At 67.2% G+C, this 26,040-nt stretch carries 26 protein-coding genes; 12 read left to right on the forward strand and 14 right to left on the reverse strand.

The window, feature by feature from the left end:
• Positions 1-50: 50 nt before the first annotated feature.
• From AB4Z55_RS04700 to AB4Z55_RS04750, 11 genes are all read right to left on the reverse strand, one after another.
• On the reverse strand, positions 51-1,118 hold the full coding sequence (locus AB4Z55_RS04700; RefSeq protein WP_354561883.1) for an MBL fold metallo-hydrolase: 1,068 nt from the start codon (positions 1,116-1,118) through the stop codon (positions 51-53).
• Positions 1,115-1,450 carry an EthD family reductase gene (locus AB4Z55_RS04705; RefSeq protein ID WP_369519255.1) on the reverse strand — a complete coding sequence of 112 codons (336 nt, stop codon included), beginning with the start codon at positions 1,448-1,450 and terminating at the stop codon, positions 1,115-1,117. The genes AB4Z55_RS04700 and AB4Z55_RS04705 overlap by 4 nt, the downstream gene beginning before the upstream one ends.
• A gap of 21 nt (positions 1,451-1,471) precedes the next feature.
• Entirely contained in the window at positions 1,472-2,965 is a 1,494-nt protein-coding gene (locus AB4Z55_RS04710) for a class I adenylate-forming enzyme family protein (protein ID WP_354561880.1), read from the reverse strand.
• A gap of 70 nt (positions 2,966-3,035) precedes the next feature.
• On the reverse strand, positions 3,036-3,821 hold the full coding sequence (locus AB4Z55_RS04715; RefSeq protein WP_354561878.1) for an SDR family oxidoreductase: 786 nt from the start codon (positions 3,819-3,821) through the stop codon (positions 3,036-3,038).
• 10 nt (positions 3,822-3,831) lie between these two features.
• Positions 3,832-4,584: a glucose 1-dehydrogenase gene (locus tag AB4Z55_RS04720; protein WP_354561876.1), complete on the reverse strand. Its 753-nt coding sequence runs from the start codon at positions 4,582-4,584 to the stop codon at positions 3,832-3,834.
• A complete protein-coding gene (locus tag AB4Z55_RS04725) occupies positions 4,581-5,783 on the reverse strand; it encodes an acyl-CoA dehydrogenase family protein (RefSeq protein ID WP_369519256.1) in 1,203 nt (400 codons plus the stop codon). The genes AB4Z55_RS04720 and AB4Z55_RS04725 overlap by 4 nt, the downstream gene beginning before the upstream one ends.
• A 74-nt stretch (positions 5,784-5,857) precedes the next feature.
• Positions 5,858-6,835, reverse strand: a complete 978-nt coding sequence (locus AB4Z55_RS04730) for a phosphotransferase family protein (RefSeq protein ID WP_369519257.1) — start codon at positions 6,833-6,835, stop codon at positions 5,858-5,860.
• Positions 6,832-8,034 (reverse strand): acyl-CoA dehydrogenase family protein, encoded by a 1,203-nt coding sequence (locus tag AB4Z55_RS04735; protein WP_239402318.1) that lies wholly within the window; start codon positions 8,032-8,034, stop codon positions 6,832-6,834. The genes AB4Z55_RS04730 and AB4Z55_RS04735 overlap by 4 nt, the downstream gene beginning before the upstream one ends.
• Before the next feature lie 26 nt (positions 8,035-8,060).
• Positions 8,061-9,209, reverse strand: coding sequence for a thiolase family protein (locus tag AB4Z55_RS04740; protein WP_064570470.1), 1,149 nt, complete (start codon positions 9,207-9,209; stop codon positions 8,061-8,063).
• On the reverse strand, positions 9,206-9,598 hold the full coding sequence (locus tag AB4Z55_RS04745) for a Zn-ribbon domain-containing OB-fold protein (protein WP_369519258.1): 393 nt from the start codon (positions 9,596-9,598) through the stop codon (positions 9,206-9,208). The genes AB4Z55_RS04740 and AB4Z55_RS04745 overlap by 4 nt, the downstream gene beginning before the upstream one ends.
• 46 nt (positions 9,599-9,644) lie before the next feature.
• Complete coding sequence (locus AB4Z55_RS04750; RefSeq protein ID WP_064570468.1) at positions 9,645-10,433, reverse strand: enoyl-CoA hydratase/isomerase family protein; 789 nt, start codon at positions 10,431-10,433, stop codon at positions 9,645-9,647.
• A gap of 115 nt (positions 10,434-10,548) precedes the next feature.
• Here AB4Z55_RS04750 and AB4Z55_RS04755 point away from each other — a divergent pair, with 115 nt between their 5' ends.
• The 11 genes from AB4Z55_RS04755 (at position 10,549) to AB4Z55_RS04805 (ending at position 21,499) form a co-directional block, all read left to right on the forward strand.
• Positions 10,549-10,917, forward strand: a complete 369-nt coding sequence (locus AB4Z55_RS04755) for a nuclear transport factor 2 family protein (protein WP_369519259.1) — start codon at positions 10,549-10,551, stop codon at positions 10,915-10,917.
• Positions 10,914-11,285, forward strand: a complete 372-nt coding sequence (locus AB4Z55_RS04760) for a hypothetical protein (RefSeq protein ID WP_239402314.1) — start codon at positions 10,914-10,916, stop codon at positions 11,283-11,285. Before AB4Z55_RS04755 ends, AB4Z55_RS04760 begins: the two co-directional genes overlap by 4 nt.
• Before the next feature lie 168 nt (positions 11,286-11,453).
• Positions 11,454-12,200 carry an alpha/beta fold hydrolase gene (locus AB4Z55_RS04765; protein ID WP_064570465.1) on the forward strand — a complete coding sequence of 249 codons (747 nt, stop codon included), beginning with the start codon at positions 11,454-11,456 and terminating at the stop codon, positions 12,198-12,200.
• Between the two features lie 3 nt (positions 12,201-12,203).
• On the forward strand, positions 12,204-13,244 hold the full coding sequence (locus AB4Z55_RS04770; protein ID WP_064570464.1) for an ABC transporter substrate-binding protein: 1,041 nt from the start codon (positions 12,204-12,206) through the stop codon (positions 13,242-13,244).
• A complete protein-coding gene (locus AB4Z55_RS04775; RefSeq protein WP_354561866.1) occupies positions 13,241-14,023 on the forward strand; it encodes an SDR family oxidoreductase in 783 nt (260 codons plus the stop codon). The genes AB4Z55_RS04770 and AB4Z55_RS04775 overlap by 4 nt, the downstream gene beginning before the upstream one ends.
• The gene (locus AB4Z55_RS04780; protein ID WP_369519260.1) at positions 14,020-15,228 is read left to right on the forward strand and encodes an ABC transporter ATP-binding protein; all 1,209 of its coding nucleotides are present in this window, start codon (positions 14,020-14,022) and stop codon (positions 15,226-15,228) included. The genes AB4Z55_RS04775 and AB4Z55_RS04780 overlap by 4 nt, the downstream gene beginning before the upstream one ends.
• Before the next feature lie 38 nt (positions 15,229-15,266).
• On the forward strand, positions 15,267-16,940 hold the full coding sequence (locus AB4Z55_RS04785) for an iron ABC transporter permease (RefSeq protein ID WP_156524263.1): 1,674 nt from the start codon (positions 15,267-15,269) through the stop codon (positions 16,938-16,940).
• 18 nt (positions 16,941-16,958) lie between these two features.
• Positions 16,959-17,723: an SDR family NAD(P)-dependent oxidoreductase gene (locus AB4Z55_RS04790; RefSeq protein ID WP_239402309.1), complete on the forward strand. Its 765-nt coding sequence runs from the start codon at positions 16,959-16,961 to the stop codon at positions 17,721-17,723.
• Positions 17,714-18,748, forward strand: coding sequence for an ABC transporter substrate-binding protein (locus AB4Z55_RS04795; protein ID WP_064570460.1), 1,035 nt, complete (start codon positions 17,714-17,716; stop codon positions 18,746-18,748). Before AB4Z55_RS04790 ends, AB4Z55_RS04795 begins: the two co-directional genes overlap by 10 nt.
• Positions 18,745-20,688: an FAD-dependent oxidoreductase gene (locus AB4Z55_RS04800; protein WP_369519261.1), complete on the forward strand. Its 1,944-nt coding sequence runs from the start codon at positions 18,745-18,747 to the stop codon at positions 20,686-20,688. Before AB4Z55_RS04795 ends, AB4Z55_RS04800 begins: the two co-directional genes overlap by 4 nt.
• 19 nt (positions 20,689-20,707) lie before the next feature.
• Positions 20,708-21,499 (forward strand): SDR family NAD(P)-dependent oxidoreductase, encoded by a 792-nt coding sequence (locus AB4Z55_RS04805; protein WP_308219779.1) that lies wholly within the window; start codon positions 20,708-20,710, stop codon positions 21,497-21,499.
• A 7-nt stretch (positions 21,500-21,506) separates the two neighbouring features.
• On the opposite strand, the gene AB4Z55_RS04810 is transcribed toward AB4Z55_RS04805, so the two are convergent.
• From AB4Z55_RS04810 to AB4Z55_RS04820, 3 genes are all read right to left on the reverse strand, one after another.
• Positions 21,507-22,133, reverse strand: a complete 627-nt coding sequence (locus AB4Z55_RS04810) for a TetR/AcrR family transcriptional regulator (RefSeq protein WP_064570458.1) — start codon at positions 22,131-22,133, stop codon at positions 21,507-21,509.
• A gap of 54 nt (positions 22,134-22,187) precedes the next feature.
• Positions 22,188-23,339 (reverse strand): acyl-CoA dehydrogenase family protein, encoded by a 1,152-nt coding sequence (locus AB4Z55_RS04815; protein WP_369519262.1) that lies wholly within the window; start codon positions 23,337-23,339, stop codon positions 22,188-22,190.
• Between the two features lie 155 nt (positions 23,340-23,494).
• On the reverse strand, positions 23,495-24,667 hold the full coding sequence (locus AB4Z55_RS04820) for a TetR/AcrR family transcriptional regulator (protein WP_248643924.1): 1,173 nt from the start codon (positions 24,665-24,667) through the stop codon (positions 23,495-23,497).
• A 129-nt stretch (positions 24,668-24,796) separates the two neighbouring features.
• Here AB4Z55_RS04820 and AB4Z55_RS04825 point away from each other — a divergent pair, with 129 nt between their 5' ends.
• Positions 24,797-26,008, forward strand: a complete 1,212-nt coding sequence (locus tag AB4Z55_RS04825; RefSeq protein WP_004018964.1) for an acetyl-CoA C-acetyltransferase — start codon at positions 24,797-24,799, stop codon at positions 26,006-26,008.
• Positions 26,009-26,040 lie beyond the last annotated feature (32 nt).

The following is a 26,040-nucleotide window of genomic DNA, read 5'->3' on the forward strand; positions in this document are numbered from 1 at the left end:
ATCTCCTGCGTTCTCCTACGGTGAGCTGCGGCGGCCGGACGTGAGTCCGGTCAGAGCGGGGTCGGGGTTTCGCTGCGGTGGGAGCCGCGGACGCCGAAGTGCTCCACTCCGTCGCGAGCATCGACGCGTACCACCTCGCGGTCCACCAGTACATCGAGGTGCGCCATCGTCTCGCATACGGCGATCAGTTGATTGAACGTGTCCAGTGCGCCGAAGGGGCGATTGTGTCGAGTCCACGGCAGACGCTGTGCCACCGCATGTCCCGGTAGTGGTCGTCCGTGACCCGCGAGCAGATCGACGATCTGGGTGAACCGGTGCTCATGGTGTGCGAGGAGAACCTCTGCGCGAGCGCGGATCTGGCCACCCACGGCGCCATGCGCGGGCGCGATGGTGTGATCGCGATCGTCGACGAGCAGTTCGAGAGACCGGAGGAACTTCGCGAGTGGCATCTCCCAGTCGCCGAGCTCGAAACCGATCGAGGGCGTGATGGTCGGCAGGATGTGATCGCCGGTGAACGACAGCCGGTGATCGTGATCGTGGAAGACGATGTGTCCCTTGGTATGGCCGGGCGTGTGAACCGCTTCGACACGTCGGCCGGGAAGAGGGAGGAGCCCTGGCTCGAGCCAACTGTCGGGCTGCTCCCAGTCCGCGATGGAGAACGGTTCGTCAATCGTCATCGCGTGGACGGTGTCGGCAAGCTCGAGAGCACCGGCCCGCCGGACCTCACGCAGGGACGACGTCGGGACGTTGCTGTCGACGCGGGCGATCTCGGCCAGGCCCGGGGCCTCGGCCGCCCCGAGGTGGACACGACATCCGTGTCGTCGACGTAGCTCCACCGCGAAGGTGTAGTGGTCGCGATGGATGTGGGTCACGAAGACGTCGTGGATCTCGTCGGGTGTACGCCCGATGACGGACAGTGCTTCGGTGAGTTCGCGGTGGGTGTCCGGCCGGTGCCAGCCGCCGTCGATGAGCGCGATACCCGAATCTGTCTCGAGCACATAGATGTTGACCGCTCGCAGGCCGTCCTGCGGTAGAGCCAGCGGGATCCGGTGAACGCCATCGACAACGGGGTGGCATCCCGCCTCGAGCCACGTCGTCGAGGAACTCCCGACGGTCACGACGTCGGTTCGGTCAGCGGCACCATGGTCATCTCGTCGCCGTACCAGATCATCCGACGCCCGCGCATGCTGCCGACGTGGGCGACGGCCGCCTTCCACTCAGGGCTCGCGAGTGCGGCGTCGAGTGCTTCTCGCGACTCGAAGCTCAGCACCGACAATCCGTCCCATCCCGACGACTTCTCGTCGATACCCTCCACGATCTCCGTGAGCTGCCATCGGAGCAGACCCGGCAACGGGTAGGTGACGTCGGCGTGCTCGCCGCGCCACCACTCGATGAACTGGTCGTGGGTCCAGTCGCTGGGGCGCGATGCCAGCACCATGAGGTTGAACATTGTTGCTCCTCTTGAAGATTTTCACACGGCCTGGCCGGCGAGCCGGGTGGCAAGCGCGATGGCGTCGGGCCGCGAGAGTTTGCCGACTCGATTCTGGGGAAGGTCCTCGACGGCGAACACGTACTCGGGCCATTTGAACTTGGGGAAACCGGATCGGTCGAGCTCGTCGGTGACCGCCGCCAGGGTCATCTCGGCTCCGCCTGCCACGACGAGGGCCGCGGCGCGTTCACCGAGCATGTCATCGGGTACGGGTACGACGCAGACCTGTACGACACCCGGGATCCCGGCGATGGCGCTCTCGACCTCGTTGATGTCGATGTTGCGCCCACCGCGGATGATGATCTGCTTCTGGCGTCCCATGACCTGGATGAAACCGTCGTCGGAGACCTCCACGAGGTCGCCCGTCGGCAGGAATCCGTCCGCGGTCAGCTCCGGCGGGTGCGGCTTCCCGTCCCGGGCGTAGCCGACGAACAACGACGGTCCGCGAACCTGTGCATCGCCGATCTCCCCGGCGGGCAGGGTGGCGCCGGATGCGTCGACGGCGCGGACCACGGTACCGGGAAATGGCTTGCCGTCCTTGCCGAGCCGGCGTTCGCGAGGGTCGGAGGGGAGTGGTGTGGTGTGCCCGAGGCACTCCGACATCCCGAACACGCGGAGGAACGTCGTGCCCAGTGTCTCCTCGGCCTCGGACAGTGCGCGGACGTTCATGGGTCCGCCCCCGACGGTCATGGCCCGCAGCGCCGTGAGGGGAGTGTCGGAACCATCGGCGATGGACAACTGGAGTGCCATCGTGGGAACGAGCATGGTCCAGGCGACCTCGTGGTCGCGCATGGCGGTCAGCGCACCCGCCGGTGTCCACCGATCGATACAGACCATCGTGCCGCCCAGGAACGCGGGAAGGTACATACCGAAGCAGAAGGCCGCGACCGAGGAGAGCGGCACGAAGGCACCGATCGCGTCGCCGGCACGGAGACCGACTGCGTCGATGGTGCTCTGGGCCGCGTACCGAATCGCCTCCTCGGACTGCACTACGCATTTCGGCCGTCCGGTGGAACCGGAAGTCATCGCGATGGCGGTGCCGCCCGACCAGCGAGCGATGGGACCGAAGTCCGGTCGAGCCAGTACCGTGCGATGCGACCCAGCGGCGAGTCGGGAACCGAAACGTCCGTCGTCGGCACCCCAGTGCGCCAGCACATCGTCGTCGGCGATGACGACGTCGGGGGCGATGTCCTCCACCGCGAGGTCGAACTCCGACGCCGTGGCATGTGGACTGAACACGGCGACGAGACCGCCACGAAGACCGACGCCGACCGCGCAGGCCAGCGTGTGCCAGGTGTTGTCGGCCTGGACGATCACGGTGGGTGCGGCCGCGTCGTGCGTGGCGAGCGCATCGGCGATCGCCCGGGCGGTGTCGACCACGTCGCCGAGCCGGTGCTCCCCGAACCGGTCGATGACCGCGACCTGGTCCGGCGCCGTGGCGGCACGATCGATCAGTTCTGTTGCCAGTGTCCTCATCTCACCTCACCTCCGAACATCTCCAACGTAACTCTTCGACCTCTCGGGCCCGAGCCGATCCGGGTTGCCGTCATCGGGCCGTCCAGCCGCCGTCGACCACGAGGGTCTGGCCGGTGACATACGAGGCGGCGTCGGACGCCAAGAACAGGACCGCCCCGTCGACCTCACCGTCGCGACCACCGCGTCCCAACATCGTGTTGCGCCGGACCCACCCGGCCGACTTGTCGTTGGTGAACAATCCGTCGGTCATCTCGGTGTCGAACCAGCCGGGCACGACGGAGTTGACACGGATGCCGCGCCGGCCCCACTGCCCCGCCAGCTCGCGTGTCATGCCCAGGGTCCCGGCCTTCGACGCGGCATAGGAGGCGCCACCGATCGGGGCCGTCGAGACCAGGCCGATGACCGACGCGATGTTGATGATCGACGTCGTGGCGTCCTCGTCGAGCCGGCCGACGAGATACGTCGAGAGGTGGAAACCGGCCAGCAGATTCAGATCGAGAATCGCCGAGAACCCCTCCGGCGTCTCCTGTTCGGCGTCGGGCGGACCGGCCATCCCGGCATTGTTCACCAGCACGTCGGCCCGCCCGGTGGCGAGGAAGGCCTCGTCGACTAGCTTGCGGCGACTCGCATCGTCGGTGACGTCACACCGGACAGGGACGATCGCCGGGTACTTCTCTGCGAGTTGTTCGAGCCGATCGAGGCGACGCGCGGCCGCGAAAACTGTTGCGCCGGCGGACGCCAGCGTCGTGGCGAAGCCCAGGCCCAGTCCGGAGGACGCGCCGGTGACGATCGCGGTGCGCCCGGCGAGTCCGAACAGGTCCGACAGAGCGTGTTCAGTGGTGGTCGTGGTGGTCACTGTGGCCTCCTCAGTAGACCGCGGTGCGGCCGCCGTCGACCGGGATGAGTGCGCCGGTGGTGTAACCGGCGTCGTCGCTCGCGAGGTGCGTGACGAGTCCCGCGATCTCCTCCGGCCGTCCCAGCCGGCCGGCAGGCAGACGGTCGGTGACGAGCCCGATGAACTCGTCATCCCAGTTCTCGGCCATGTCCGTCGCGAAACTGCCCGGCATGACACAGTTCACGCGGACGGTCGGCGCGTACTCCTGGGCGAAGGCCTGGGTCAGGGCGTTCAGTCCGTTCTTCGCCGCGGCGTACATCGCCTCCGCGGGACTGGGCCGGACGGCACCGATACTCGAGATGTTGATGATCGAACCGCCTCCCGCGGCGCGCATCCGATCGCCCGCGACGGCCATCAGTCGGAACGGCCCCTTCACGTTCACCTCGATGGTCTTGTCCCACAGCGATTCCGAAACCGACACCAGGTTGTCGGCGAGCGGGGCGATCCCGGCGTTGTTGACGAGGATGTCCAGGCTGCCGTGACGTTCGATGATGCCGTCGACGGCGGGCTCGAGCTCGTCCCAACGACCGACGTGCAAGGCGAGGGAGTGGGCCTGTCCGGGGACGTCCTCGAGAGCGTCGACGGCGTCGGCGCAGGCGTCGGGCTTGCGGCTGGACACGATCACGGTCGCGCCGGCCTCTTTGAGGCCGCGGGCGATCGCGAGCCCGAGTCCGCGACTCGCGCCGGTGACGAGGGCGACCTTCCCGGTGAGATCGGTACTCATGAGTGCTTCTTGACCTCCAGTCGGGCGATGGTGCGGAGATGGACCTCGTTGGGGCCGTCGGCGATCTGCAGGGCACGCGTGATCGCGTGGAGACGGGCGAGGACGGTGTCGTTGCTGACCCCGGCGGCGCCGAAGGTCTGCACGGCGCGGTCGACGACGCGGTGCGCGACCTCCATGGCGGAGACCTTGATCGCGGCGACCTCGGACCTTGCGGCGGCGTTGCCCTGGGTGTCCATCAGCCACGACGAGTACAGGACCTGCAGCCGGATCTGATCGATCTCGATCCTGCTGCGCGCGATCCACTCCCGGACGACCCCGCGGTGGGCGAGCGGTCCTCCGAACGCGTGCCGCTCCAGCGAACGCTTGCACATCATGTCGAGCGCCCGCTCAGCCATGCCGACCGCTCGCATCGCATAATGCATGCGGCCCGGGCCGAGACGCCCCTGGGCGATGGCGAACCCGTCGCCCTCCGCGCCGAGCATGTTCTCGGCCGGCACGCGCACGTCGGTGAATTGCACCTCGCCGTGACCGAGGCGGTCGGTGAAACCGAACATCGGCAGATCGCGGAGCACCTCGATACCCGGGGTGTCGAACGGCACCAGGATCATGCTCTGCTGACGGTAAGTGGGACCCGTGGGATCGGACTTGCCCATGAAGATGATGAGCTTGCAGTCGGGGTCGAGAACGCCTGAGGTGTACCACTTCCGGCCGTTGAGGACGTAGTCGTCACCGTCGCGCGCGATCGTGGACGTGATGTTCGTTGCGTCCGACGATGCGACGGCCGGTTCGGTCATCGCGAAGGCAGACCGGATCTCGCAGTCCAGCAACGGCTTCAACCACTGCTGCTTCTGCGCCTCGGTGCCGTACATGGCGAGGATCTCCATGTTGCCGGTGTCGGGCGCGGAGCAGTTGATCGCCTCGTTGCCGATGATGGACCGGCCGACGATCTCGGCGAGCGGTGCGTACTCGAGGTTCGTCAGCCCGGCGCCCAGTCCGTCGTGGGTCATGAAGAGGTTCCACAGGCCGCGATCGCGGGCGAGCTTCTGCAGGTCGCGCATGATCTGTGGCTGTTCGTGCGGGTTGTAGTTCTCGGCGATCTGCTCGTCGTACACCCGCTCGGCGGGATAGACGTGGTCGGTCATGAACTCCTCGAGCTGTGCGGCGAGCTCGCGGGTCCGTTCGGAGTAGGAGAAGTCCACGGTGAAGCCTCCAGGCTGGGTGGTCGGTGATGCCGGACGAATCCGGTCAGGAGATCGGTGTCATCGGCTGGGGATCAACGCTGTCGGGGGATCAGTTCGGTGCCGGTCTCGATGAGACGGGAAATGGTGTCCGGCAGCTTCTCCTGATCTGGATCGTGATGGCGCCCCTCCCGATGTCGACGGAGGTTGTGGCCCATGATCGCCGCCATCTTGAGACGGCCCAGGGCGTCGAACCAGGTCAGATCGGGCAGCTCGACTCCGGCGTCCCGTGTGTAGGCGGCCACGAGGTCGCCGGCGGAGGGGAGGCCGGCGACCTCGCGTCCCACACCCGGGAAGTTGGCCCCGTCGGCGAAGACGAGGAACCATCCGAGTTCGACGCGGGGGTCTCCGATGCTCCAGATCTCCCAGTCGATGAGGGCGACCGGTTCGGGGCCGGCCGAGATGATGTTGCCCAGGCGGTAGTCGCCGTGGACCAGAACCGGATCGATCGCCTTCGGGATGCACCGGGTCAGCAGTGCGAGCAGTTCCTCGCCGCCGTCGACCAGTTCGGCCGGCACCGCGCGCAGCGTGCGAGCCCAGCGCTCGAGTTCGTCTGCGGGAGAGAGGACATCACCGGTGTCGGGGATGCGTCGGTAATCCACGGCGTGCAGTCGGGGCAGGATCTCCGCAGCCCGCAACATCCGGGCGGCAGCGAGATCGGGGAGCACCGGCGGGTCGTCGAGAACCGGTTCCAATGACTCGCCGGCCACGAGTTCCATGGCGAACCAGGCCGGCTCGTCGCGGTCGATCTGCAGGACCTTCGGCACCGGTACGTCGGTGTCGGCGAGCGCGGCCAGGATGGCGGCCTGCCGCATCATGTCGTGGCGGCCCACCGACCGCTGTCCCTCGGGTACCGCCTTGACGACGAAGTTGCCGCCGTCGGTCTCCACCCGGTAGGTGAGGCCGGAGTGACCGCCGGGCAGGGTGGCGAACGACGTCACGGCCAGTCCGTGTGCCGTCCGCAGTCGGGTCGAGACGCGCTGTTCCAGAGAGGGAGTCGTGTAGAGGGTCACAGTCGCGGTTCCTTCGGGAGTCCGAGCACGCGCTCGGCGATGATGTTGTGCTGGATCTCGTCGGTACCGCCGGCGATGCGATAACCGGGCGCGCCGAGTACGTGCTCGGTCCATGCATATCGACCCCATCCGCCGTGATCGGCGACCAGTTCGGGTCCGAGTAGTAACCGGACCACCTCAGAGGTACGTGCCATGGTGTCGGTGGCGAGGAGCTTGCCCATCGACGCCTCGGGACCCGGTTCGGCCCCACTCACCATTGTCTGCGCGACGCGCATCCCCGCGATGCGCTGGACGAATCCCCGGGTGACGAGGTCGGCGACCCGGTCTGCTTCGAAGTCGGTCAGAGGCCGGCCGAGCTGCCGGGCCAGTTCGACGGCCCGATCGGCGTTGGCGAGACCGAGACCGGCACCGTCGAGTCGCTCGGCGGCCAGGACGGTCAGGGCAACCGGCCAACCCGAACCGATCGGCCCCAGTCGGTGCTCGTCGGTGAGTCGCACGTCCTCCAGGTAGACCTCGTTGAACGACGTACCGCCGGTCATCTGCCTGATGGGCCGGACGGTGACCCCGGGTGCGTCCATCGGAACGAGAAAGACGGTCAGTCCCTTGTGCTTGGGGGCGGCCGGATCGGTGCGGCAGACGGCCACCCCGTAATCGGCGACGCGTGCTCCGGAGGTCCAGACCTTGTGTCCGTTCAGAACCCAGGTGCCGTCGCGTGCGACCGCCCGGGTGCGGACCGCCGCCAGGTCCGAACCGGCCTCGGTCTCGGAGAAGAGCTGGCACGCTATCAGATCCGTGCGGAGCATCGCCCGGACGAAACGGTCCTGCTGGTCGGTGGTTCCCCACTGCGCGATCGTGGGGGCGACGAGTTGTTGGGTGACCGAGAACATCTCGGTCCGACGCGGGACATCGAACTCCTCCTCGACGGCGCGGAAGGCGAGCTCGTGGGCGACCGGCAGGTTCTGGCCGCCGAATGTCTCGGGCCAGGTCAGCGCGCCCCATCCGGCGTCGAACTTCGCCTTCTCGTAGGCCGCGACCGCGTCGGTGTGCGCTCGTTCCTCCGCTGTGGTCCAGTTCTCGAAGACCGCGACGGAGTCGCTGCCCTCGCCCCACCCGGTGTCGGTGGTCGGCGAGGCGACGGTGCGCAGCCACGTCCGGGCCTCGGCGGTGAAGGTGGCCAGGTCGGGGAGGGTGGTGGTCATCTCGATCCGATCGCGAGTGCTGTGGTTCAGACGGTGAGCACAGTGCAGGCACTGATGCCCGGTGCCCCGTAGACGTGGGTGAAACCCACCTTCGGCGCTCCGGGTACCTGACGGTCGCCGCCGTCGCCGCGGAGCTGAGTGACGATCTCGTGGATCTGACGCAATCCCGACGCGCCGATCGGTTCACCGTTGGCGATACAACCGCCATCGGTGTTCACCGGGAAGGCACCCCCGATCTCGGTGCGCCCCTCGGTGATCCACTGCTCCTGCGCACCATGTTCACAAAAGCCGCACTCGGCCATGTGCATGATCTCGGCACCGCTCTCGGTGTCCTGGAGTTGCGCGACATCGACGTCGCCGGGAGCGATGCCGGCCTGTTCGAAGGCGGCGGTCGCGGCATCGGCGGTGACGCTGACCGGTTCACCGGTGCCCTGCACGGCCGGGCTGAAGACCTCGAACGATCCGAAGCGTCGTGTCCGATGGCTGATCGCGCGGACCTGCACGCCACGGGCGCCCAGGCGGCGGGTGGCCTCGGCGCTCGCGACGACGACCGCCGCGCCACCCTCACCCGGGGAGCAGAACATGTATCGCGTGAGTGGATCGTTGACCATCGCGGCACCGGCGATCTCGTCGGCGGTCATCGGCTCCCGCCGCCACGCGTTGGGGTTGAGTGCGCCGTTGCGGTAGGCCTTTTCGGCGACCTTCGCCAGCGTGGGCGGGGTGATGCCGTATATGCCCATGTAGCGTGCGATCTTCGAGCCGAAGAACTGCGTGGTGACCATCAGGCCCGCGTCGCCGTAACCGTCGTCGAGGCCCCATTCCGCGGGCATCGGATCGAACGCGCCGCGTGGGTGTTTGTCGAAACCGACCGCCAGTGCGATGTCGGCCGCGCCGGACCGGATCGCGTTCACGGCAGACACCAAGGCGCTCCCGCCGGTGGCGCAACCGTTCTTGACGTTCGTGAACGGAATTCCCGTGAAACCGAGTTCGGCGACGAGGGTGTCGGCCAAACCGGCTCCGTCGCTGCCGCCGAAGGCGACCTGGACGTCGGGCCAGGAGATCCCGGCGTCGTCGAGGGCGGTTCCGATGGCGGTGACGGCCATCTGCCGGCCACTCGTCCCGGGCTGGCGTCCGAACTTCGACAGCCCGGCGCCGATGATGTTCACGTCGCTCATCGGGTCTCCCCTTCCTGGATCGTCGCGTCAGCCGATTCGTCCGGGTGAACGGCGAAACGGGGTACGGGTTCGGTGGCGATGAGAACGGCAGGGGCACCCATGAGTCCGTCGAAGGTCTCACAGTCGAGGATGCCCGCGACGCGAATGCCCTCGGGCAGTTCGACATAACCCATCGCGAAGGGCGAGAAGCCCTCGGGTGGGGGGACATACGGAGGCGACTTCGGTGCGAACCGCTGGACCGTGTAGGTCCACACCGTGCCCTGGGTACTCAGTGCCCGGGGCGCCGCCGTCGCGGTCGCGCACCGCGCGCAGTGCGCGGTGGCTGGGAAACCGACTGTGCCGCAGGTACTGCACTCGGAACCCATGAGTACGCGATCGTTCTCCGTCATGTCCCTCCCATCCGTTCCGTCTCGAGAAATCAGTCGGCCGAACCGGTCAGCGACCGACCCACTTCGGCTCACGCTTGTTCAGGAACGCGTTGACGCCTTCCTTGGCGTCCTCGGACTGCAGCGCGTTGCCGACCGCGAGGTGCTCCATGACCATGAGCGACTGGATGTCGGCGTCGAGACCACGGTCGATGGTCATCTTGGTGAGCTTCATCGCGAACGGGCTCTTGTCGATGAGTGGCGCGATGAAGTCGGCCTCGAGCTGGTCGAGCTCGGCAGCCGGCGCCGAGGCGTTGATCAGGTTCCAGTCGGTCGCCTCTTTGCCCGACAGCAGCTTGCCGGTGAGCATGAGCTCCTTGGTCTTACGGATGCCGATCATGCGGGGGAGGCGGTAGATCGGGCCTGCGCCGCCGAACAGCGCACGGCGGATGTGGAAGTCGCCGATCCGGGCGTCGTCGGCGGCGATGGCGAAGTCGCACGAGATCATCAGCTCGAAACCGCCGGCGGTGACGTAGTCCTCGAGGACCGCGACCGACGGGGTGTTCATCGAGTACAGGCGGTCGCACACCTTGGCCGAGAGCACGGCGACGTCCATGGCGTTGGTGGTGCCGACGAAGTCGCTGAGCAGGATGTCCAGGTCGAATCCGGAGCAGAACTGGTTTCCCTTGCCGCGCAGGACGAGTACGAGCAGATCAGGGTCGTTGTCGACCTCGACGATGATCTCGTCGAGACGGTGCAGCAGCTCCGGGGTTACGGCGTTCTTCTTGTGCGGGCGGTTCAGCCACACGCGGGCGACAGGACCGTCCTTCTCGAGGATGATGTGGTCGGTGTCGATCATTGAGTTTCTCCTTGACGGACGAGCAAGTTGAACTGGATTCACTTCAGTTGTATCGGCCGAGCAGGGTGGAAGTCAACACTCGACACCGGAAAGCCTACTGAACTAAGTTCACTTTATGACTGTGATCGAAAAGTACTACGCCACGGTCGACAGCGGGCGGCTGGAGGATGCGATGGCCATGCTCGCCGCCGACGTCGAGTTCACGATGGTCCTGCCCGGTGGCGAGAACCGCGGCCGTGGCCGCGACCGCATGCTCGAGTATCTGCGCAATCGGCCACCGGTCAACCGCAAGCACGTCGTGCAGCGGACCGCGGGTGACCGCGATCTCGAGTTCGCCCAGGGCAAGGTGACCGAGAACGGCAGCCTCACAACGGGTTTCTTCGTGGGTGTCATGCATCTGGACGGCGACGGACTCGTCGCCCGCTATCAGGTGACCTTCAGTCCGGACTTTGCCCTGATTCCCGATGAGCAGGAGGAACGATGACCACCGCCCCGACCCCGACTCTCGCCCGCTGGTTCGAGTACATGGATTCTGATGACCCGGACCGCGTGCTCGGCATGATCGCCGACGACTTCGTGATGTCCGTGCAGTTCTCCAAGGGGGGCGGGGAGTCCGCCGAATTCGTCGGGGACCGGGCCGGCCTCGTCGGCTACCTCGCACAGCGGGAGAAGAGCACGCTGGTCCACCACATCGATGTCGGCGTGACCGAGGCCGGTCACGAGATGGTGCTCGGCCGCACGACGAGGAATGGCGCCTTCGAGGCATCGTTCTCCGCCATCGCACAGGTCGACGCCGCCGGCTCGGTGCGTCGGTTGCTCATCGCGCGTACTCCCGAGGTCTCGTTCGGCTGAGTTGTCCGTCGAAGTGCCCCGTGTCCGCCGTCGTGTGGGCGCGGGGCACCTCGCGTTCTCGGCGGGTGTCCTGGTCACAGACTCGAACACGTTAGTGATTGACATCACTTGCATATCTCACTAAATTGCAGAACTGAGATCAGTTCAGTTCGGTCCGGAGGGGTTCACATGAGTGTCGTCCTGGTTCATGGAGCGGGGATGGGGAGTTCGTGCTGGGACCGCCTCGTCCCGTTACTCGACGGACCGGCGGTTGCCGTCGATCTCCCCGGCCGCGGCCGGCGAGCTGACATCGACCTGCGCGGGGTGACCCTCGGCGACTGCGCCCAGGCCATCCTGGACGACGTCGACACCGCCGGGCTCGACGACGAGATCGTCCTCGTCGCGCATTCGTTCGCCGGTGTGTCGGTGCCCAGGGTCATGCCGGTCCTCGCGCCACGGCTGCGAGCGGTCGTCTTCCTCTCGGCCGTCGTTCCGCCGGATGGCACCCGCGTTCTCGATCAGATCGATCCGGGCGTCCGAGAAGCGGTTCGGGCATCCATCGGTGACGGCATCTATCACCAGGACCGGGCCGCGGTAGAGGCGATGCTCTGCAACGACATGGATGCGTCCCAGACGGCGTGGACCGCCGAGCAGGTCGTCGACGACTCGGCGGCGCTGCTCGAGGAGCCCGTCGACCTCGGTGGCCTGACCGCGCCGGTCGCCCGCACCTACATCCGCCTGACCGACGACCACTGCTACACACCTGATCTCCAAGAACGGTCGGCCGCCCTTGTCGGCGGCGACGTCGCGCACCTCGACTCCGGGCACATGCCGATGGTGTCGATCCCCGAACAGCTCGCCGATCTGCTGAACCAGATCGCCGGTCGGCGAGCCACCACCGATTCCACGGCCGACGGCCGCACGAAAGGTATGTGAGAGATGAAGAGCCTGAAGAGAATGACGGCGGTGGCCATCGCCGCGGCGGCGGCCACCGTGCTCGCGGCCTGTGGTGGGGGTGGCTCCGGCTCGAGTGGACCCGTCGACGGAACCTGGGAGGACGTCGTCGCGGCGGCCAAGGAAGAGGGCAGCGTCATGCTGTACTCGAGCCAGAAGCCGGCGAACCTCGAAGCGCTCAAGACCGCCTTCACGCAGAAGTACCCCGAGATCACCCTCGAGTTCGTCCGCGGTACCGACCCGGACATCAACCCGAAGGTCGAGACGGAGAACAAGACCGGTAAGGGCATCGCCGACGTTCACATGCTCACCGACGCGGCGTGGATCGACACCGCCGCCGAATCGGGTACCTACTCCACCGATCTCGTGGGTCCGGCCCTCGACGCGCCCGACTACGACCGCGACAAGAGCGTGATCGCCGACAAGTTCGCACTCACCAGCGCCGCCGTGTTCGGCCTGGGGTGGAACACGAATGCCGTCCCCGGTGGTCTGAAGTCACCGCAGGACATCATCGATCCCGCGTACCGGGGCAAGATCGGCGTCGTCAACCCGACCGGAATCGCGTCGTATGTCGACATGTACCGCTACTATGCGAGGACCTACGGCGAGGACTACTGGCAGCAGATCGCCGAACTCCAGCCGCGGGTGTACCCGAGCGCGCTGGGCGTGGCGCAGGCACTCACCTCGGGTGAGATCTCGGTGACACCGTCCGTGCAACCCCTCGTCACCGAGGTCGAGGCCGGGGCCCCCGTCAACTGGAGTCTCCCGGAAACGCCCTGGGGCACACCGTGGTACACCCAGGCGCTGTCGGTCGCACCGCACCCCAACGCGGCGCAGGTGCTCGTCGACTTCATGATCAGTCGAGAGGGACAGGTGGCGCTCAACTCCGGGTACGCCGCCGTGCTCCCCGACATCCCCGGCGCCGTCGCCCGCGCCCAGGACATCGCGCTGCCCCAGACGGCCGACCTCACTCCGGACAAGGTCCGTGAGTACTCACAGGACTGGGCCAAGGAGTTCCAGCCGTGACCTCGGCCGACGACTTCCACGGCGCGGGTGTCCTCGTCACCGGTGCCGCGAAGGGTATCGGCGCGGCGACGGCGGCGCTGCTCGCCCAGCACGGGGCCCGCGTCTACCCGACGGACGTCGACTCGGTGACCGGGGTCGCATCGGCCGCGGAGTACGGTGCCGCCGAACGCTTCCGGGTGCTCGACGTCCGCGACGAGGACGCCTGGGAAGCCGTCGTGGCCGATATGGCGGCCGACGGGGCGCCGTTGCAGATCCTCGTCAACTCGGCGGGCGCAGCCATCAAGGCGCCGCTCGCCGAGACCACACTCGACGGCTTCCGGCACATGCTCGAACTCAATCTGGTCGGGACGTTCCTCGGCGTGCGCGCCGCGGCCCGACACATGCGGCCCGGCGGCGCGGTGGTGAACATCTCCTCGCTGCGCGGCGTGCTCGCCACCGCGGAACTCGGCGCCTATGGAGCGTCGAAGTTCGGTGTGCGGGCGCTGACCCGGGTCGCGGCGATCGAACTCGCCGACAAAGGAATCCGCGTGAACGACGTGTGCCCCGGCAGCATCGAGACCGAGATCACCGCGGTGCCGGACTTCGCGTCCGACGACGTGGACAGCTACGTGCGCAGCATCCCGATGCAACGACGCGGATCGCCCACCGAGGTCGCCGAGGTGATCCGGTTCCTGGCTGATCCGCGCAGCAGCTACATCACCGGCGTGGACCTGCTCGTGGACGGCGGCACCGGGGCCGGCGTCCGCACCCCGAAGAAGAATGCGGAGAGTCTGACGTGACATCACATTTCGCGGTATCCGGACTGGTCAAGAAATACGGTGACAACACCGTCGTGGACGATCTGGATCTGCCCATCGAGGACGGCGAGTTCCTGGTCCTGCTCGGACCGAGCGGGTGCGGCAAGACCACGACGCTGCGTTGTCTGGCCGGCCTGGAGACGCCGCAGGGCGGTACCATCAGCTTCAAGGACCAGGTGGTCTTCGATGCCGAGCGCAAACTGAATGTTCCTGCGCACAAGCGCAACATCGGGATGGTCTTCCAGTCGTACGCCCTCTGGCCGCACATGACCGTACGCAAGAACATCGGCTACCCGCTGAAGGTCCGCAAGATGCGTGACGCGTTGCGGGACGGCTCGGTCGACGAGGCGGCTCGCATGGTCGACTGTGAGGGTCTCCTCGATCGCTACCCGTCGCAGCTCTCCGGCGGACAGCAGCAACGAGTCGCCGTCGCCCGCGGTCTGGTCTCTCGGCCCGACCTGGTGCTGTTCGACGAGCCGCTGTCCAATCTCGATGCGCGGCTTCGTGATCAAGTGCGCTCGCAGATCCATCAACTGCACCGGCAACTGGGCTTCACGGCGGTCTTCGTCACCCACGATCAGTCCGAGGCGTTCGCCCTCGGTGACCGGATCGCGATCATGAAGGCGGGCAAGATCGAACAGTACGACGAACCCGACCAGGTCTTCGAGTTCCCGGTGTCGGAGTACGTGGCGGCGTTCATCGGCATGTCGAACCGCATCGAACTGCGTCGTGGGCAGCGTGGCTGGGAGACGACGAAGGGCGACGCCGTCGATCTGTCGCGCGCCGTCGTCCGGGGCGTACCCGACCGCGGGACCGAAGCGGTGGCCCGTCTGCGGCCTGACGATCTGCTGCTGCATGTCGGCGAGAACGAGGTCCCCTCCGGAAACGTGGTGTTGCACACCGAACTCGTCGACCACGAATACGGCGGTCGCTACTACGACGTGACCGTTCGCAGCGGTGAGGACACGCTCATGTTGCGCACACCGGCCGGTGAACACGGCAGCACCCTGAAGAAGAGCCGACCGGGTGAGAAGATGATCGTGAGTTTCGCGCCGTCGGCGCTGCGGGTGTTCGCCGACGAGGCCGGCGCGACCGTCGACCGGGTGTCGAACTCGGCCAAGACGAGTGCCACCGGGCGGAACGACGCGCCGGTGATCGAGGCAGAACGCGCGGGGTCGCCATCATGACCGCGACCGTCCCGGCCGGGCCGATGGCGCCGGAGTCGATGCGTTCGTTCACGATTCCCGCCCACTGGCGTGCGCGGATCGGCTACTTGGCGCTCCTCGCGCTGCTCGCCTACCTCGTCGTGCTGCCGATGATCAGGCTGCAGGCACTCGCCTTCGAGAACGGTGCACAGGGGTATCAGAGCCAATACGGGCGATTCGACATCGGTGAGACGATCCGGACCACGATCGCGCTGGCGATCGGTTCGCTCGTGATCGCCATGGTGCTCGGGACCCTGCTGGCCTTCGCGGCCAGCCGGTTGCCGGCCCGGATGGGGTTCCTGAAGATCGTGCCCATCCTGCCGATCGTCATGCCCGCGGTGGCCAACATCGTCGGCTGGGCGTTCCTGCTGTCACCGGGCCCCGGGTATCTCAACGTCCTGTTGCGCAAGCTGCCATGGTGGAGTGGGAGCGACAGCGGTCCGATCGACGTCTACACCGTGCCGTGGATCATCATCCTCACCGGCTTCGGCTTGACCTCCTTCGTCTACCTCTTCGTCAGCGCGGGGATGCAGAACATCAGTTCCGAGCACCTCGAGGCGGCGCAGGTCAGCGGATCGTCGACGATCGGTGTCTTCTTCCGGGTCGTGTTGCCGCTGCTCCGCCCGTCCCTCATCTACGGCGGCGGGATCGCTCTGCTGCTCGGGCTGGGCCAGTTCACCGGCCCGCTGTTGCTCGGCCAGAACACCGGCGTCAACGTCCTGACGACCGACATGTACCGGCGTGTGTCGGAATCCCCATCGGACTTCGCTGCCGCCGCCGCGGCCGGCTCTCCGCTGGTGATCCTCGGGATCGCGGTCGTCCTCATCCAGAAGCTGTTGCTGGGCAACCAGAACCGATTCGTGACCCACGGGGGCAAGGCCTTCGCGCCGAGTGGCGGCCGTGCGCGCTGGGCGACGGCGACACTGGTGATCTACGCCCTGGTCGCCCTGGTGATCCCGCTGGTCGGACTCATCATCGTGTCGCTGACCCCCTACTGGTCGGGCGCGTTGTCATGGAGTCTGTTCACACTGGACAATTTCCGCGAGCTCTTCGCCACCACGGCGGTGATCGAATCCGTGGTGACCAGCGTGGTGACCTCGTTCGGCGCGGTGCTGATCTGTGTGCCGATCGGTTACATCATGGCCAATCTCCTGGTGCGGGGCAGGCGCTTCCGGGTCCTGTCCCTGACCGGTGACCTGATCACCGCGCTGCCGTTGGGTATCCCCGCCGTCATCTTCGGCGTCGGATTCCTGTTGACCTACACCGAACCGCCGCTGATCCTGTACGGCACCCGTACCGTGATCGTCCTGGTCTATGTGGTGCTCATGTTGCCGTTCGCCACCCGCATGCAGATGACCGCGATGCTCTCACTGGGCAATGCCTACACCGAAGCATCGGCCACGAGCGGTGCGTCACCGATGGTGACGAACCTCCGGATCATGTTGCCGCTCATGCGCCCTGCGATCCTCTCGGCGGTCGCGCTGATGTTCATTCTGTTGACCCACGAGTTCGCCGCCTCCTTGCTGGTCCGGGCGTCGACGACGCAGGTGATGGGCACGCTGCTCTACGACATGTGGCAGAACGGCTCGTACCCGCAGGTCGCCGCGATGGCTCTGCTGATGACCGCGGTGACCACGGTCGGGGTTGGTGCCGCGATGGTCGTCGGTGGCCGCAACGTCCTGAGCAATCTCTAGGAACGGAGACACATCCAGATGAGCGTGGGCACGTCACGCCTGGCGGGCAAGGTGGCGCTGGTGACCGGCGCCTCGGGCGGGATCGGCGTCGAGATCGTCCGCCGACTCGCCGACGAGGGGGCCGCGGTGATGATCACCGACGTTCCCGGTACACCCGGGGACGAACTGAGGGACGGCCTCGGCGACCCGGACCGGCACGCGATCGCCGACCTGGACATCGCCGACGAATCCGGTTGGGAGAGAGTGGTGGCCGAGGCGGGTGAACGCTTCGGCACCCTCGACATCCTCGTGAACAACGGGGCCATCGGCAGTCTCGGTAGCGTCGTCGACGAGACACTCGACAACTACCGGCGGGTTGTCGACATCAGTCAGACCGGCACATGGCTCGGTATGAAGCACGCTGGTGCACTGATCGAGAGTTCCGGCGGTGGGTCGATCGTCAACCTCTGCTCCATCCTCGGAAGCGTTGGCGGACTGGGAAACAGCGTGGCCTATGCGGCCGCAAAGGGTGCGGTGGCGACCATGACGAAGAACGCCGCGCTCCACTGGGCGAAGCGGGGCGTTCGCGTCAACTCCGTGCACCCGGGGTTCATCGGCACCGAGCAGCTCCGGCAAAGGTACGAGGGCACGGAGAGGTACGCGGCGATGGTGGCGAACACTCCGATGGGGCGACTGGGTGAGGCTGCGGATGTCGCTGCCGCAGTGGCATTCCTCGCCGGGGACGATGCCCGCTACGTGACCGGGACCGAATTGTTCGTGGACGGTGGTTGGACATGCGCGTGAAGACACTGGTCGGAACGACGATGGCGGCCGTCGTATCGATGGCGATCGCCGCGTGTGGCTCGTCGTCGGCCCCCACCGGCCCGGTCGAGGGTGACTGGTCCGAGGTGGTTGCGGCCGCCGAGGACGAGGGCAGCGTCTTCCTCTACTCGACGCAACACCCCGACAACCTTGCGAAACTGAAGACCGCCTTCGAGGCCGAATACCCGGGCATCACGCTGGATTTCGTCCGAGGGACCGACGTCGAGATCAATCCTCGCGTGGAGACCGAGAACCGGACGGGCAAGGGCACGGCGGACGTGCACATGACGTCCGATCCGGCCTGGATCACCACCGCCGCCGAATCGGGCACGTACTCGATGCCGGTCGTGGGCCCCGCCTTCGATGCTCCTGCCTACGAACGCGATCGCAGTGTCCTCGACGATCGGTTCTTCCTGGTGAGCGCTGCTGTCTTCGCCCTCGGGTGGAACACCACCGCACTGCCGGGAGGTCTGCGGACACCGGACGACCTGCTGACGGAGTCGCTGCGCGGGAAGATCGGGGTCGTCAACCCGGCTGGATTCGCGGCCGTGGTCGACGAGTACCGGTTCTTCGACGAGAACTGGTCTCCCGACTTCAACAGCCGCCTCGCGGCGCTGCAGCCGCGCGTCTATCCGAGTGCGCTCGGTGTCGCGCAGGCGCTGAACTCCGGCGAGATCGCGGCGACACCGATGGTGCAGCCACTGGTCCGGGAGCAGGCGGCCGGCGCTCCGGTGGGTTGGGTTCTGCCGCAACCGGCTTGGGGGACCCCGTGGTACAGCCACGTGCTCACGTCGGCGCCGCATCCGAACGCCGCCCAGGTTCTCGCCGACTTTCTGGTGACCGAGAAGGGGCAGACGGCGCTGTCCACGGGATATGGATCAGCTCTGCCGAACATCCCCGGGGCGGTCGCGCGGGCGCAGGACATACCGCTGCCCGACACCAACACCCTGACGGCGGACTCGGTCTCGCGATTCCAGCAGGACTGGCGCGAGCAGTTCATGCCGTGACGTCGCAGACCACCCCGTTCCCGGAACTGTTCAGTCCGCTCGCACTGGGGGGCACCACACTCAAGAACCGCCTGGTGGCGCTGCCCGCCGGCACCAGCCTGGTGCAGGAGGGGATTCCCGGCCACGGTGACGTCGAGCATTTCGAGCGGCTTGCCGCGGGCGGCGTCGGGATGATCGTCGGCGGGGCGACCGTCGTCCATCCGACCACGACGCTTCGCTCGCGAAAGCTGGTGGAGGCCTACCAGGAGGCCGTCATCCCCGCGACCGCAGAGAAGGTCAAGGCGGTACACCGTCACGGCTCTCGGCTGGTCACCCAGCTGGTCCACCTCGGGCGGGAGTTCATCGGTGGTGAGTCCGACTCACCCCCGGTAGCGCCGTCGCCCGTCAAGACGGTCCGCGACGCCTACCCACCGCATGAGCTCACCATCGGCGAGATCGAGGACATCGTCGAGGGCTGGCGGGTGTCCACGGAGAACCTGATCGCCGCGGGGGTGGACGGCCTCGAGGTCCACGCCGCGCACGGATACCTGGTCGCACAGTTCATGTCTCCGCTGACGAACCGTCGGAGCGACTGCTTCGGTGGATCATTCGACAACCGCATGCGCTTCGGACGGATGATAGTGGAGGCGATGCGCTCGGCCATGCCTGCGGGCAAGATCCTCGGCGTCCGGCTCAGCGGGGAAGAAGAGATCCCCGGCGGTATGACGATCGAGGACTGCCTGCCCATCGCCGAGTTCTACGCCGGGCTGGGCATCGACTACCTGAGCATCACCCACGGCACGCGAGGTGCGTATGTGAAGGACTCCACCCAGCCCGATGCCGTGGCGGTTCCCTCCGCCTCCCGTGTGCGTGCGGTGACGGGGCTGACGACACTGGTGGGACAGCGGATTCGCGATGCGGCCACTGCCGAGCACATCGTCAAGCACGGCCATGCCGACCTGGTCGGCATGGCTCGCGCGCTGATCGCCGACCCGGAACTGCCGAACAAGTCGGCCGAGAACCGACTGCTCGAGATCCGCGGGTGCCTCGGAGTCAACCAGGACTGCCGGGCGTTCGATCCACACCTGCACTGTGCGGTGAACGCGGAGGTCGGCCGTGGCCGGCATCGGCAGGCGGGGGTCAGGGCGCCGGTGACCAAGGACGTCTACGTCATCGGCGGTGGCCCGGCTGGACTGGAGGCGGCGCGCGTCGCTGCAGAACGGGGGCACCGCGTTTCTGTCTTCGACAAGGACACCGCACTGGGCGGATCGGTGCGCGTCGCGGCAGCCGCGCCGCACCGCAGCACATTGATCGATGTCATCGACTACCTGGGCAACGAGATGCGCCGACTCAAGGTCGAGGTGAACCTCGCCGCCGGTATCGACGCCGACGACTTCGCCGAGATCCGTTCCATCGCAGACCATGTCGTGGTGGCGACCGGTTCTCGGACGGCGCCCGCACCGGAATGGCTGGACGGACACCCGACCGCGACCGTCGACGAGGTCATCATCGGCGATCCGGCGGGGATCTCGGCGGGCGAGGCGGTCGTCGTCGACGACGGCGACGGCTTCTGGCCGGCGTACAACGCCGCCGAGGCACTGGCTTTGCGCGGATGGCAGGTCACACTCGCCACTCCGCTCACCGCGCTGTGTTCCCGGGTGCCCGCCGAGAGCGTCGGTCCCCTGCTCAGCAGGCTCGGTGACGCCGGAGTTCGGCTGCGGGTGGCGCACGCCGTCGTAGCCGGATCAGATGGGAGATCGCCACTGCTGCAACCGGTCTTCGGCGGCGAGGCCACGGCTCTCGACGAGTCCCTGATCGTCTGGCACGGGCCGCGGCAACCGGTACTCGACCTGGGGGTCCACGCCGCCGACGAGACGATCGACCTCATCGGCGACTGCGTGACCCCTCGCCGTATCGGGCATGCCATCGCCGAGGGCTATCGCGCCGGTTGTGAGATCTGATTCCCCGAATTCAGGAGAGATGCTGGTGGACGGTCAGTTTCAGGGTGCCATCGCGGTCGTGACGGGCGCCGGGTCGGGGATCGGCGCGGCAACGGCCCACGCGCTGGGCCGGCGGGGCGCGAGTCGGGTATACGTCCTCGATCTCGACGAGACCGGCGCGCGGACAATTGCCGAATCCGTCACCGGTGCGGTCCCGGTGGCCGTCGACGTCGCCGATCCGGTACAGGTGGCCGATGTGTTCGACACCGTGATCGCCGACACCGGGCGGGTCGACGTCGTGGTGCATGCCGCCGGCGTCGACGATCCGGTGAGCAAGGCGTGGATACAGGAGGCCGCCGAATCGGGGGATCCCGTCGACGTTCTCTCGCGACTGTCGGACGAGGCGTGGCGGAGGGTGATGGCGGTGAACCTCGACGGCACGTTTCACGTTCTGCGCGAGTCGGTCCGGAGTATGCGGGGCCGGGGCGGCGGATCCGTCGTCACCGTCGGTTCGTCGTCGGCATTCGACACATTGATCGGCTACCCGCACTACTCGGCGTCGAAGGCAGCCGTGCATGCACTGACCCAGTCGGTCGCCAAAGAGGTCCTGCCCTTCGGGATTCGGGTCAACACGGTGGCGCCGGGTCCGGTCGACACGGGGATGGCCGCGCGCACCCCGGCCCACCTGCGAGCCGCGATGGCGTCGGGACCTGCTCGGGGATACGCGACCGCGGCGGAACTCGCCGACTCGATCCTTTACCTCGCGTCCCCGGGCGCGGCGAACGTCGTGGGGGCCGTGCTGCTGAGCAACGGTGGTCGGTTCACGGTCTGAGAAGCCGCTAGGGCGCGGTCACCATCCGGATCGCCGAGTCGGAGACCGTGCGGATGAGGTCGTCGAGCGACAGCGGACCGCCGGGGCGATACCAGCGCCACACACTCACCAGGGCACCGAGGACGAGACGGGAATAGACCACCGGGTCGCCCTGGACGAAGCTGCCCTCGTCCATCCCGCGTTTGATCAGGTCGGCCCAGTTCTTCTCGATCTCGGCGACGAGTTCCCGCGACCGGAGACGTTCAGCCTCTTCCTTGTCCGATTGACGCGGGGTGCTCAGGATGTCCATGTGATTCTGCAGGATTCGACGCTGCAGGGCGTCGATCGGCTCGCCGCGCAGCGAGGCGTCGATGGCCGATCGGAGAGCTTGTGCGGGGTCGGGGATTCCGGCGGTGCCCACGCGGAATCGCTCGACCGAGTCGGTGAGTTCGAGCCGCATGATGGTCAGCAGGCAGTGCGCCTTCGACTCGAAGTAGTGATACAGCGCCGTCTGGCCGATGCCGACCTCGCCGGCGACCGAGGCCCACTTCGTGTGCTCGTAACCGACTCTGCCGAACTGCTCGATCGCGACGGTGAGTATTCGCGCGCGTTTGGAACGGGGACCGTCCTCGCGCACCTCCGTAGCCACTGGCATGGTGACCCCCTTCTGTTCGTTGCCGAAGTATACGTCGAATGAGCTGAACTCGGGTCAAGCTGCGGACGGGAGCAGTGCGAGGATCTGCGCGATCCGCCGTCGGTGAGCAGCGGTGTCGCCGAACAATGTCTCGTTGGTGAGCGCACGCCGATAGTGGTTGTGCGCGGCGTGCTCCCACGTGAATCCGATGCCGCCGTGCAACTGGATCGCCTCCGTGGACGCGCGGACGACGACGTCTCCGCAGACCGCCCCGGCAACCGCCGCGGCGAGTCCGGCCCGGGCCGGATCGATGTCGTGGAGGGCGGCGGCGTATCGGGCGGCCGACCGTGCCCGTTCGAGGTCGACGTACATGTCCGCGAGTCGGTGCTTGATCGCCTGAAAGGACGCGATCTGCCGCCCGAACTGCCTGCGGGTCTTGGTGTGGTCGAGCGTCATGTCCACCAGTGCGCCGGCGATCCCGACGTTCTCGGCCGCCAGGGCGATGACGGCGCGGTCGCGCAGGGTCGCCACGGCTCGGGGGGTCTCGTCGGGATCGGTGAGCGCGATCGCCGATGCGTCGTCGAAGCGCAGAGCGGTGATCGGTCGGGTCGGGTCGAGGGAATCCAGCGACGTCCGCTCGACGTGGTCGTCGGTGGGGACCGCGAAGAGCATTCGGCCGGCGCCGGTTTCGGCCGTCACGAGAACGATGTCGGCGGCGGCCCCGGAGGCGACGGCCGGTGCACGCCCGGTGACGAGCCACCGCTCACCGTTGGATGCGGCGGTCAGGTCGTCGGACTCCGGCGTGAGCGAGGTCGTCGTCACGATCCGGCTGCCGTCGAGAGCGCCGGTGAGGAATTCGCCTGATTGCTCACCGGATCCGAGGAGTAGCGCGTGGACACCGATCGCGGCCGACAAGACCACCGGCTCGGGCCGCAGCGCCCGGCCGCACTCCTCGATCACCGTGCACAGTTCGGCGAGTCCGTATCCGAGACCGACCGGTTCCGGTACCGCCATGGTTGTCACCGACATCGACCCGGTCAGAGCGGACCACATCTCCGGTGAGTATCCGAGCGCGGTGGCGGCAACCCGTCGCACCTCGTCGATGTCGCCCGTTCCGAGGAGATCGCGCATGGCCGCACGCAGATCCTCCTCTTCCTCGGAGGGCAGCACCGGGACCGAGCTGTCGACGAGCCACGGCTTCGTCGACAGGTCGTCTGTGTGGCTCATCAGGGCTCCATCGCATCGGTCAACAAACTGATATCAGTTCAGTACACCAGGCGTCTGTCGCCGGGTCAACGCCCGACGGCGGAGTGGACCGCAAAACTAAAGTGAAGTAAGTTCAGTTCGTGGGAAAGGAACCGGCGCATACCCGTCGGCGCGGATCAGAGCGCGAGCACGCCCTTCATGAGGTAGGCCATCCGCGCGGCGAACTGCGGACTCTCCGAGCCGCGTCGCATGCGCACGGCGTCGTTGACGATCGAGAGTGCCGCGTGCACGGCGACCGCACCCTGATCGCGCTTGATCTCCGGGTCGACCTGCATGAGCAGATCCACCCAGCGCGCCACATAGCGGCGCTGGACATCGACGAGGTCGGTGGCGCTGGCCTGGCCGGCGAGCGCGGGGGAGTTGTTGAAGCTCACCGACAGATCCGGGGTGCTCGTGATGGTCTCGACGTAGGAATCGACCAGACCGGCAAGGAGTTTCGCAGGATCGGACGTCGCCCCGTACACGGCCATCACCCCGGCCTCCAGGCGGGCGCCGCTGCGCTGGCCGATCGCGACGAGGATGGCGAGCTTCGACGGGAAGTGCTTGTAGACACTGGGACCCGCGATACCGACGGCTCCACCGATCTCGTCGACGCCGACGTCGGTGTACCCGCGGTCGGCGAACAGTTCGGCTGCCGCGTCGAGGATCTCGTCGCGACGCGAACCCGGCACGGAGCTGACCGTCGGCGAGGTCGCGAAGGGCGGTGCCGCAGCGGGGCTCAGGGCGAGAATCCGTCGGATGAGCTTCTCGATCTCGTCGCGGGCACGCGCGCCGGACATGCGGGTGTGATGCACGGTGAGGCTACCGCTCACGCTCAACACGGCCCATGCCAACTGCACGGCCTCGCGCTCGGAGAGATCCGTCCGACGGGCCGCGAGCGCCGACGCCCAGTGGCCGATCACCTCGCGAGTACGAACCGCGACCAGTTTGTTCTGCTCGGTGGTGAGGTAGTTGCTGGTCCATCGCCACAACGACGCCGCCTGGGGTCGCTGCACGGCCAGGTCGCAGACCGTCGAGATCAGCGAGTTCGCGTCGATGCCGTCGGCGAGCGCCCGATCGGTGCAGGACTCGAGGTCGTCGACACCGGCCAGGACCGCGGCCGCCAGCAGGGACTGCTTGTCGTCGAAGTGCCGGTACACCGACGGCGCGGTGACGCCGGCCGAGCGCGCGATGTCGGCAAGCGAGACCTGCGCATACCCACGCTGCAGGAAGAGCGCGGCCGCGGAGTCGACAAGCTGTCGTTTGCGGTCGGCGCCCCGGGTGCGAGAGGTGGGTTTCCGGTCAGGCATGGTGAACAGACCATAGCGCACATTCGACAGAACGCCAGACCTCTTGACCACCGGGTATAGCCAAATAAGTTATTCCGCGTTAGCCTCGGTGGGTAACCAACCAGTGGTTCGTGTGAAAGGAACACTTTCGTGCCTGATCAAGCATTCATCTACGAGGCGATCCGTACGCCTCGTGGCAAGCAGCGCGGCGGTTCGCTGCACAGCGTGAAGCCGGTCGACCTGGTCTCCGGTCTCATCAACGAGGTCCTGTCGCGTCACGGCGGCCTCGATCCGGCCGACGTCAACGACGTCATCCTCGGTGTCGTCTCCCCGGTCGGCGAGCAGGGCGCGGTCATCTCGCGCACCGCCGCCCTCAACAGCGGTCTCCCCGAGACCGTCCCCGGCACCCAGATCAACCGCTTCTGCGCCTCGGGCCTGGAAGCCACCAACCTCGCCGCGGCCAAGGTCGCCTCGGGCTTCGACGACCTGGTTCTCGCCGGTGGCGTCGAGTCGATGTCGCGCGTCCCCATGGGCAGCGACGGTGGCGCACTCTTCACCGATCCGGCCACCGCATACGACCACTACATCGTCCCGCAGGGCATCGGCGCCGACCTGATCGCCACCATCGAGGGCTTCTCGCGCGAGGACGTCGACGCCTACGCCGCCGAGTCGCAGGCTCGCGCTGAAAAGGCCTGGAACAGCGGCTACTTCACCAAGTCCGTGGTGCCCGTCAAGGACATCAACGGCGTCACGATCCTCGATCACGACGAGCACCGTCGCCCGGGCTCGACCGTCGAGAGCCTCGGCAAGCTGAAGGCCGCCTTCGCCGCCCTCGCCGACATGGCCGGCTTCGACGACGTCGCGCTGCAGAAGTACCCGAGCGTCGAGAAGATCAACCACGTCCACACCGGTGGTAACAGCTCCGGCATCGTCGACGGATCGGGCCTCGTGCTCATCGGCAGCGAAGAGGCAGGCAAGCGCAACGGCCTCACCCCGCGTGCCCGCGTCGTCTCCTTCGCCGAGATCGGCTCCGAGCCCACCATCATGCTCACCGGCCCCACCCCGGCCACCGAGCTGGCGCTGAAGAAGGCCGGCCTGACCGTCGACGACATCGACGTGTTCGAGCTGAACGAGGCCTTCGCCTCCGTCGTCATGAAGTGGATGAAGGACCTGAAGATCCCGCACGAGAAGGTCAACGTGAACGGTGGCGCGATCGCCATGGGTCACCCGCTCGGTGCAACCGGCGCGATGATCTACGGCACCTGCCTCGACGAGCTCGAGCGCACCGGCGGCCGCTACGGCCTGATCACCCTCTGCATCGGTGGCGGCATGGGCGTCGCGACCATCATCGAGCGTCTCTGACCCTTCGAGGCTCGCTTCGCTCGCTCCTCAGG

Origin of the sequence: Gordonia sp. ABKF26, from assembly GCF_041103195.1 — a bacterium.
GTDB lineage: Bacteria > Actinomycetota > Actinomycetes > Mycobacteriales > Mycobacteriaceae > Gordonia > Gordonia terrae.